The sequence below is a fragment of the Rhodococcus qingshengii JCM 15477 genome (assembly GCF_023221595.1).
Lineage (GTDB): Bacteria > Actinomycetota > Actinomycetes > Mycobacteriales > Mycobacteriaceae > Rhodococcus_F > Rhodococcus_F qingshengii.
Genome location: NZ_CP096563.1, coordinates 6,396,345 through 6,405,102, shown reverse-complemented (window position 1 = coordinate 6,405,102; position 8,758 = coordinate 6,396,345). Strand labels below are relative to the sequence as shown.

Here is an 8,758-nt window from a genome sequence, read left to right as displayed (position 1 = left end):
CGCCGACAGTGGGTGTGCTGCAGCTGCCGAGCGTATGGCTGCGGCGTCGAATGATTCGGTGGATTACCACCCGGGGTGAGAACCCCGTAACAGGCTACGAATATGCCACCTGGGCTGTGTTTCCACACAATTATCCACAGATGTGGACAAACCTGCACCGAGTCGGTTTTTTCGTCAACCAAATTCGTCAAAGTGACCGAGAAATTGATCTACCTGCAACTTTGTCGGAACTCGAGGCGTTCGCCACTTGGTGTCGGGGATGCGTCAACACTCACAGCCCTGTGGATGAATGTGGAAACTCGGGATTCGGGGTCGCGTCCGGTGCTCGTGCCCGTATGTGCTGATGAGGCCTTGTCGAGAGCGTGCGCGGTTGGAACTGTCCGGGTTGCCTTCGGGCCACCTGCGTTCCGTAGCGGAACTGTTGCCAAGGTCACACTTGCCGCCTCGCTCGAGGTCACGGCCGTATGCACACCGCGAACGGAATCTTCGGAATAATGGAAGTGTCGGCGTGTCGCCGTAGTTGCCGCGGGAGGGCCCTGAATCGGGCTGGTTTGACCTTGGCAACGGTGGTAAGTAACCTCGAACGGTCACCCGCTGGTGGTGATCGCTTCGTGCTGGCTACATATGTCAGGTCGGAACGGTCTTCCAAGCCACAACGAGTGAAGCTGATTGTTCTGTACCTGTTGTATCCAAAGGCGCCGTAAGGCGTCGATCACTGAATGACGCCGGGAGGCGTCAATGAACTTCGAGGAGTGTTGACCGTGGCCAAGGGCAAGCGGACGTTCCAGCCGAATAATCGCCGCCGCGCGCGTGTTCACGGCTTCCGTCTTCGTATGCGTACCCGTGCGGGTCGTGCAATCGTTTCGGCGCGTCGCCGTAAGGGCCGCGATTCCCTCACTGCCTGATCTGATTTCGAGTTCAGGAGCTCGGGGTGTTGCCTGAGCCGTTCCGGTTGCGTCGCCACGCGGATTTCTCCGTGGCGGTGCGACGTGGACGTCGTATGGGAAGACGCGACCTTGTCGTGCACGCGTTCGATCGCGAGCAAGTAGAGGCGCTGGTAGTAACAAATCACGGTCCCCGGTTCGGGCTGATCGTGAGCAAGGCTGTCGGGCCGGCGGTGATTCGACATCGAGTCGCACGCCGGCTTCGTCATATCTGTGCAGATTTCGTCGGACAGGTTTCACCGGAGACAGACGTGGTTATCCGCGCACTTCCGGGTGCAGCTACCGCCAGTTCAGCCGAACTGGCCAAGCAGTTGCGCGGGGGCCTGACCAAAATGAACCTATTGGTGTCGGTAAGTGAAGAGCCATGAGTACTCCGCTCTCTGAGCAGATCGAGACTCCCAGAGCCTCCCGTGTCATCACGGTGTTGAAGGCTGTGCGTCGCGCTCCCGCCACTGTTCTCATCTTCTGTATCGAGTTGTACCGGACGTATGTGTCGCCCTTGAGGATGCCGACCTGCCGGTTCACCCCCACCTGCAGTGAATACGCAGTCGAAGCGCTGCGCACTCACGGGGCGATCAAAGGCCTTTTCTTGACTGTGGTGCGGTTGGCGAAGTGTGCCCCCTGGCATTCTGGAGGGTGGGACCCTGTCCCTGCCCGTCGTGACCGTGATGCGGGTAGCCGCCATAGCTGTCCGGAAGCACGCGCAGCGTGTCACAGTCCGACGGACGAACAGAGGAGTACTTAGAGCCGTGCTCAATTTCATCTACTATCCGGTATCCGCGATTCTGTGGGTCTGGCACAAGGTCTTCGGGTTCATTCTCGGCCCGGACAACGGAATAGCCTGGGCGCTTTCCGTGGTGTTCCTGGTGTTCACCTTGCGTGCGGTTCTGTACAAGCCGTTCGTGAAGCAGGTCCGCACGACGCGTCAGATGCAGGAACTGCAGCCACAGATCAAGGCATTGCAGAAGAAGTATTCGGGCGACCGTCAGCGCCAGGCCGTCGAGATGCAGAAGCTCCAGAAGGAGCACGGATTCAACCCGATCATGGGCTGTCTCCCGGTCTTGGCTCAGGCTCCGGTGTTCATCGGTCTGTTCCACGTCCTGCGCTCGTTCAACCGCACCGGCACCGGCATGGGCCAGCTGGGCATGAGCGCCGAGGACAACCTCAACACCCCGAACTACGTCTTCTCGGCCACTGACGTCCAGTCGTTCCTGGATGCTCGTCTGTTCGGCGCGCCCATCTCGGCCGCAATCACGACGCCGGTTGCGCAGCTTCAGGCCTACGTCACCGAGAACGTTCCCGAGCTTCCGTCACGGCTGAACATTATTCTCGTGGCCGCTCCGCTGATGATCATCGCCAGCATCGCGACGCACTTCAACTCACGCGCTTCTGTTGCCCGTCAGAGCGAAGCAGCTGCCGCGAACCCGCAGTCCGCGATCATGAACAAGCTCGCCCTGTACGTCTTCCCGCTCGGTGTTCTGGTCGGTGGACCGTTCCTTCCGATCGCGATCCTCCTGTACTGGGTGTCGAACAACATCTGGACCTACGGTCAGCAGCACCTCGTCTTCCGCAAGATCGACGCGGAAGAAGAAGCCAAGAAGCAGGAAGCGATCACTCGCCGCAACGACAATGCGCCCAAGCCCGGTGCCCGTCCTGATCCCAGCAAGAAGAAGGGATCTCCGGCTGCGCTGAAGACCGCGGATTCAGCCGACGACGACGGTGACGCCCCGGAAGTTTCGCTCAAGAAGCCACAGCCGAAGCCCTCGGGTTCCAGTGGTGGTTCCACGTCGAAACCGAAACAGAACCGGCCACAGAGCAACCGCGGCAACTCCCCCAAGCGCAATAAACGGCGCTGATCCAGGAAAGAGAACGACCAATGTCCAGTGAAGCTGACATCGTTGTGGATGGAGAGAACGCAGACGTGAGCACCGAGACCACTGCGCCGGTTACCGATGTGGATGTAGACATCGACGATTCCGATGACGACCTGATCGAAGAGGGCGAGATCGCCGGCGACTACCTCGAGCAGTTGCTCGACGTTCTCGATTTCGACGGAGACATCGACCTTGACGTCGAGGGCGATCGGGCGATCGTCAGCATCGACGGCGGCGACGACCTGACCAAGCTCGTGGGACGCAAGGGTGAGGTTCTGGATGCTCTCCAGGAGCTGACTCGTCTGGCAGTTCAGCAGTCGACCGGAGAGCGCAGCCGCTTGATGCTCGACATCGCCGGGTGGCGTGCGGGCCGGCGCGAGGCACTCAGTGCTCTCGGTGCGGAAGCTGCACAGCGTGTTCTCGAGACCGGCGAACGCGAAGAGCTTGCTCCGATGACGCCGTTCGAACGCAAGATCGTGCACGACGCCGTCGCCAAGGTCGCCGGTGTTTCCAGCGAGAGCGAAGGCGCTGAGCCGTCTCGTCGAGTGGTTGTCCTCAAGGACTGACACTCCCCCTTGATCGAATGCGGGCCCCGGATTTTCCGGGGCCCGCTTTTGTGTCCGAGAGGTGTTTCACGTGAAACCGAATCCGGCGGCACGGTGAAGGTCCGCTGCCTATCGTTGTCGACATGTCCAACGAGCGCTCCGGATTCCCTCTCGGATTGATGACCCTTGGGGCCTTGATAGGGATGCTCGTGTGCGGCCTGAGCTATTGGCCCGTGGTCTTCGAACTACAGCAGAAAATGGAAGTCCAGTCCTTTCCGCCGGGCGGTCTGAAGTATTGGCTCTGCTGGTCGTTGCCGCTGGGAGTAGTCGCCGTCGTATTCATTCCACTTGCATTGGCTTGGCGATCCGGGAGACCGGTCATGCTCAGCTTCGCGATTGCCTTCTTGTTAGTCGGGGGTGCACTGTGCATGTTCGGATATTCGATCGACAACATGCCGTACTACATGTGAGCCCCTCCCCTCCCCCAGGAGGAATAGTCGGCCTTCGTTTCACGTGAAACCGGATCGATGGTTGTTGCCCCGAGCCCTCGAACTCCGCCCCAGATTGCCGCCACAATGGATCACAGACCTGATGTCGTCAGGCCTGCTGGCAAGGTCGTCACCTTCGGTGCTGGCATCCGATGACCGACAACCCGCGAGCCCTCACTTCGACGGCCCCCGGATTGGGGCGTCATCAACAACGATCACGAAGGAAGTAGCATCCGCACATGCACGTCGACATCGAGGGCGCCACCCGGATTGCCCGCCTCGCCGCAGAATTCGACTGGACCTGGGCCGTCGACGACCTGGAACCCTTCTGCGCACAAGCCCGATGGGAGCTCGTCGAACTCAGGCAAGGTGGCGGCTCGATACGAACGAACCTTCATGTCTGCCGGCCGAAGGCGAACATGTTCGGGCGGCAACACAGAATGGATTGGATCTCGATCTTCGTCACGGACGTGGCAGATGATGCTACGCCCATGACAGTGGTGCGCCCGCTGCGGAACGCAGGGTTCGCGAATCTCACTGCGGCACTGACTTCCGTCCTTCCGATACCCACGTACTCCGAGCCCGGACCTGAGGCAACTATCCGGTGGGACCTGCCTAAAGTGGTCGTCGAACTCGGGATGAGCCCCCGCGCGATCCACCTGCAACTGACGAGTCCGAAGTATCAGGCATGGGTGGATGAGCCCGAACCGGAGTACGAGGACTAGGACTAGCGATCGAGGTCGGCGAGATCGCACCCGGTGCGGAAACAGGTTTGTGCGCTCCTCACACGAATCGGACCAATCACATCGAATGGGCTTCGTCGCCACGCAAAGTCGATGATGCTGTTGCGGGCTTCGGGGTGAGATCGGCGGCGACTACTTTGCCAAGCAAACCGGAATCGACATCGCCTACACGGGCTCCGGTCCATAGACTGCGGACCGCGTCGGGGTAATCATGGGACCGCCTTGAGTTCGGTTGACTCGCGGGGTGTGCGATCGGCGTCGCACCCACACCCGCTGCTGGTCTCGTCATGAGGGCGGATCCGGGCTGTACGAGGTGGAAGGACTTCGCGGTGCCCGGATCGAACTCGTGAGCGATGATCTTGTTGGTTCCGGGTTCGGTATGCACCAACGGGTAGTCGTAGTCTTTGCCGTCCAACAACTCCCGCACCAAGCGCGGATCTTAATCGCGCAGAGCCTAGGCGCAGGAATTCATCCTGCGCATCGGGCAGGTCCCCTGCTCGACTTTGATCTTCCCGCCGACACCGGTCTCCACATCGAAGGCGAACTCTCCATGCGCATCCTGTGGTGCGAAGCTCCTTGGATTGATTCGCGGTTTGCGATGCCAAGTCTCCGGTCTCCCGCAACAGGGGTGTCAAGCCGACGGATGTATGGCTCGCAACAACCGGCGATGAGATACCGAAGCTGTCCGAGATCTGGAATCGAAGTCTGTTTTCCGAGTCGACCTACAGAGAGGATCTGACTGACCGAGTCCGTTCTGCAGTCCGACGTCGGCGATCTTTTGCAACGACTTTTTCATCGAAAATTGGTCTTTTTGGGTCAGAATTTCATCCATGTAACTACCCATGGCAGTTTCGTCACTGTGATGATACTAAGAATTGCGCTCCTATCTGCATTCGATCGCCCGGCCATGTTTCACGTGAAACGCGTCAGAATTGGAAGAATTTTCAGCGCAATGTTTCACGTGGAACGTGAACCCCTCCCCTTCCCCGCTTGAATTTTGGGCCGAAAACTTCCCAAAGAATGAACGAGTCGGCAGACTCACAGCGAGTCGGTGTGCAGAAGCGAACACATGTCGGCTCCAGAGCGGATAATGATTTCGGTCTTGATTGTTGATTTCGCGGTTTACGCGGGAGGATGTTTCACGTGGAACAGAATGGTGCGGCGTCGGTTGACTGGGACGAACAAGAGACTGCGCGCGCAGTGTTCGGTGACAGATATGAGATCGCGGAACGGTATTACCAATCCCTGGCGACGGATGGTGTCGAGCGCGGGCTCATTGGTCCCCGTGAAGTCCCTCGACTGTGGGAGCGTCACCTTCTCAATTGCGCCGTCATCGGTGAGTTGATTGCCGAAGGCGAGTCGGTTGTGGACGTTGGAAGCGGCGCCGGCCTACCCGGTATCCCTCTCGCAATCGCCCGCCCGGACTTGAAGGTGACTCTGGTCGAACCGTTGCTTCGACGCTCGGTGTACCTCGCGGAGTTCATCGAGTCCAACGGATTGGACGTATTGGTTGTCCGAGGGCGAGCCGAGGAATCGGGTGTTGTGAAGGAAGCGGGCGGCGCGGATGTAGTCACCTCGCGAGCTGTGGCGCCTCTCGAGAAGCTCGCACGTTGGTCCCTCCCACTCATTCACGAGCACGGCCGGATGTTGGCACTCAAGGGTTCGAGCGCCGCCGAGGAGATCGAGCGAGACCGTACGGCGCTCACCAAGTTGGGCGCAGGTAAGTTGGAAATACTCGAATGCGGAGCCAAGATTCTCCGCACCCCCACTGTTGTGGTGAAGGCCGAACGTCTCCCGAAGCGCCGCCAGCGTTGATGATTTACACGCATGCAATCGAGAGCAATGTACAGATGATGAGAGCACCTAGTGATCGATTCCCAATCGAAGGAGCAGTCAATGTCGGGTCGATCTGAATCCGCCGTTTCACGTGAAACACCGAAGCAGCACACGAGTGCGGGTGCGGATCAGATCGTCAACGACGACGACAATTTCACCGCCCCCTACGCGGCGATCTCCTCGGAGGAGACCCCCATCGGGGCGGCCGCGCATCGAGCGAGCCAAGTGCTTCATCCCCATTCGGTTACGCTGCCGAAGCCGGCGTTCCGCCGCGTGATCACCATCGCGAACCAGAAGGGTGGCGTCGGCAAGACGACGACCACGGTGAACCTTGCGTCGGCGCTCGCTCTTCAAGGGCTCACTGTCCTTGTGGTCGATTTGGACCCTCAGGGCAACGCCAGCACCGCTCTGGGCGTCGTCCATACCTCGGGCACCCCGTCGAGCTACGAGCTGCTCATAGGCGAAGTGAAGGCCCCGGAGGCGATCCAGACCAGCCCGCACAGTGAGCGCCTTCTCTGCATCCCGGCAACGATCGATCTGGCGGGCGCCGAGATCGAATTGGTCTCCATGGTTGCCCGCGAGAATCGACTCAAAGGCGCGCTCAACGACAAGGTGCTCGCAGAGCTTGACGTCGACTTCGTCCTCATCGACTGCCCGCCCTCGCTGGGACTGCTGACCGTGAACGCGATGGTCGCTGCCAAGGAAGTTCTGATCCCGATCCAGTGCGAGTACTACGCCCTCGAGGGGGTCGGTCAGTTGCTCCGCAACATCGAACTCGTCCAGGCTCATCTCAACCCGGATCTGCATGTCTCCACCGTCCTTCTGACGATGTACGACGGGCGCACCAAGCTGGCCGACCAGGTCGCCGAAGAAGTACGCAAGCACTTCGGTGAGGCCGTTCTGCGCGCTGTGATTCCGCGCAGCGTGAAGGTGTCCGAGGCTCCCGGATACGGGATGACAGTTCTCGACTACGACCCGGGTTCACGTGGCGCCATGAGTTATCTCGACGCCGGCCGTGAACTTGCCGCCCGCTCTGCCACCACGACGACCCAGGAGCAGTGAGATGAGTCAAGCACGCAAAGGTGGATTGGGCCGCGGCTTGGCTGCTCTCATCCCCACTGGGCCGGCCACGGCGCCGGGTCTGGGATCGGCTGCAGCGGACGTCGTAATCGGCGTCGACAAGCGCAACCCCTCCCCTCCCCCACCGACCAAAGCGGCCCCGAAAACGCCGAAAGCCACCAAGGCGTCGGCTGCGAAGGCTCCGGTGGAAGCTGAGCCGGAGACCGAACTCGAGCCGACCGGCGCGGTCTATCTCGAGATCGAACCGAGCCTGATCGAGACGAACCCGAAGCAGCCTCGCAGCGTTTTCGACGAGGAAGCACTCGCGGAGTTGGTTCACTCGATCCGCGAGTTCGGCTTGATGCAGCCGATCGTGGTCCGTCGTCACGGTGACAAGTACCAACTTGTCATGGGTGAGCGTCGCTGGCGCGCGAGCCAGGAAGCCGGGCTGGAGAAGATTCCGGCGATCATTCGTGAAACAGATGACGACTCGATGCTGCGCGACGCGCTCCTCGAGAACATCCATCGAGTGCAGTTGAACCCCCTCGAAGAGGCAGCGGCGTATCAGCAGCTGCTCGAGGAGTTCGAAGTCACCCACGAAGAATTGGCCAATCGGATCGGACGTTCGCGTCCCGTCGTGACCAACATGATTCGTCTGCTGAAGCTGCCGGTGGCGGTTCAGCGTCGCGTTGCGGCCGGTGTACTTTCGGCCGGCCATGCTCGCGCACTGCTGTCCCTCGAGGCGGGTGCCGACGCTCAGGAGGTCATGGCGGCGCGCATCGTCGCGGAAGGAATGTCTGTTCGCGCGACGGAGGAAGCAGTCACTCTGGCCAACCGGGCGGATAATGAGATCGCTCCCCCACAGAAGCGCAAGCCCATCGTGATGCCGGGTCTGCAGGATGTGGCCGAGCGGTTGTCGGACTCGTTCGACACTCGGGTGACTGTCAGTCTGGGCAAGCGGAAGGGAAAGATTGTGGTCGAATTCGGCTCGGTCGACGACCTACAACGCATCGTCGGAATGATGGAAGCACAGAAATCCAAGTAGAGAACTCGGATGCCCGTTTGGTGACGTAATCATGATGACCGGGCACACCACCTATTTTCGTCACTGTGACAAATCTAGGTGGTCCGAGCTTCTCGAAATCTTGAACCGGGACGAAAGATGTTGAACAGCAATACATTAGGGCGATCAACTCTCGTGCCACTGCCGACTTGTCGTAGCTGGCCTATCCTGGAGAAGAGAAAAGCGGCGGGCGAGCATCGAAACCG

Annotated in this window: 11 protein-coding genes; 10 read left to right on the top strand and 1 reads right to left on the bottom strand. The window is 60.1% G+C overall.

What is annotated here, in order from left to right:
- Positions 1–761: 761 nt before the first annotated feature.
- From rpmH to M0639_RS29545, 7 genes are all read left to right on the top strand, one after another.
- Positions 762–905, top strand: a complete 144-nt coding sequence (gene rpmH / locus M0639_RS29575; protein WP_003942540.1) for a 50S ribosomal protein L34 — start codon at positions 762–764, stop codon at positions 903–905.
- Between the two features lie 26 nt (positions 906–931).
- Positions 932–1,312 carry a ribonuclease P protein component gene (gene rnpA, locus M0639_RS29570; protein WP_003942450.1) on the top strand — a complete coding sequence of 127 codons (381 nt, stop codon included), beginning with the start codon at positions 932–934 and terminating at the stop codon, positions 1,310–1,312.
- A complete protein-coding gene (gene yidD / locus M0639_RS29565; RefSeq protein ID WP_007729147.1) occupies positions 1,309–1,689 on the top strand; it encodes a membrane protein insertion efficiency factor YidD in 381 nt (126 codons plus the stop codon). The genes rnpA and yidD overlap by 4 nt, the downstream gene beginning before the upstream one ends.
- Before the next feature lie 4 nt (positions 1,690–1,693).
- Positions 1,694–2,800 carry a membrane protein insertase YidC gene (gene yidC / locus M0639_RS29560; RefSeq protein WP_003942570.1) on the top strand — a complete coding sequence of 369 codons (1,107 nt, stop codon included), beginning with the start codon at positions 1,694–1,696 and terminating at the stop codon, positions 2,798–2,800.
- A gap of 20 nt (positions 2,801–2,820) precedes the next feature.
- Complete coding sequence (locus M0639_RS29555; RefSeq protein WP_003942504.1) at positions 2,821–3,384, top strand: Jag family protein; 564 nt, start codon at positions 2,821–2,823, stop codon at positions 3,382–3,384.
- Between the two features lie 122 nt (positions 3,385–3,506).
- Positions 3,507–3,833 (top strand): hypothetical protein, encoded by a 327-nt coding sequence (locus tag M0639_RS29550; RefSeq protein WP_064075693.1) that lies wholly within the window; start codon positions 3,507–3,509, stop codon positions 3,831–3,833.
- Positions 3,834–4,090: 257 nt separating this feature from the next.
- Entirely contained in the window at positions 4,091–4,576 is a 486-nt protein-coding gene (locus tag M0639_RS29545) for a DUF6301 family protein (RefSeq protein ID WP_064075694.1), read from the top strand.
- A gap of 76 nt (positions 4,577–4,652) precedes the next feature.
- Here the strand turns inward: M0639_RS29545 and M0639_RS29540 are convergent, their stop codons facing one another.
- Entirely contained in the window at positions 4,653–5,021 is a 369-nt protein-coding gene (locus tag M0639_RS29540; RefSeq protein ID WP_064075695.1) for a hypothetical protein, read from the bottom strand.
- 707 nt (positions 5,022–5,728) lie between these two features.
- On the opposite strand from M0639_RS29540, the gene rsmG reads away from it, so the two are divergent.
- The 3 genes from rsmG to M0639_RS29525 all read left to right on the top strand — a co-directional run bounded on the left by rsmG (position 5,729) and on the right by M0639_RS29525 (position 8,534).
- Positions 5,729–6,409, top strand: coding sequence for a 16S rRNA (guanine(527)-N(7))-methyltransferase RsmG (rsmG, locus tag M0639_RS29535; protein ID WP_019746204.1), 681 nt, complete (start codon positions 5,729–5,731; stop codon positions 6,407–6,409).
- Between the two features lie 81 nt (positions 6,410–6,490).
- Positions 6,491–7,492 (top strand): ParA family protein, encoded by a 1,002-nt coding sequence (locus M0639_RS29530; RefSeq protein WP_003942510.1) that lies wholly within the window; start codon positions 6,491–6,493, stop codon positions 7,490–7,492.
- 1 nt (position 7,493) lies between these two features.
- Positions 7,494–8,534, top strand: coding sequence for a ParB/RepB/Spo0J family partition protein (locus M0639_RS29525; protein ID WP_054188731.1), 1,041 nt, complete (start codon positions 7,494–7,496; stop codon positions 8,532–8,534).
- Positions 8,535–8,758 lie beyond the last annotated feature (224 nt).

What these genes read in the sequence shown, in the direction of transcription:
- yidD (WP_007729147.1), top strand. Translation starts at nt 1,309, where the DNA reads ATGAGTACTCCGCTCTCTGAGCAGATCGAGACTCCCAGAGCCTCCCGT.
- M0639_RS29555 (WP_003942504.1), top strand. Translation starts at nt 2,821, where the DNA reads ATGTCCAGTGAAGCTGACATCGTTGTGGATGGAGAGAACGCAGACGTG.
- M0639_RS29525 (WP_054188731.1), top strand. Translation starts at nt 7,494, where the DNA reads ATGAGTCAAGCACGCAAAGGTGGATTGGGCCGCGGCTTGGCTGCTCTC.
- M0639_RS29550 (WP_064075693.1), top strand. Translation starts at nt 3,507, where the DNA reads ATGTCCAACGAGCGCTCCGGATTCCCTCTCGGATTGATGACCCTTGGG.
- M0639_RS29530 (WP_003942510.1), top strand. Translation starts at nt 6,491, where the DNA reads ATGTCGGGTCGATCTGAATCCGCCGTTTCACGTGAAACACCGAAGCAG.
- M0639_RS29545 (WP_064075694.1), top strand. Translation starts at nt 4,091, where the DNA reads ATGCACGTCGACATCGAGGGCGCCACCCGGATTGCCCGCCTCGCCGCA.
- rsmG (WP_019746204.1), top strand. Translation starts at nt 5,729, where the DNA reads ATGTTTCACGTGGAACAGAATGGTGCGGCGTCGGTTGACTGGGACGAA.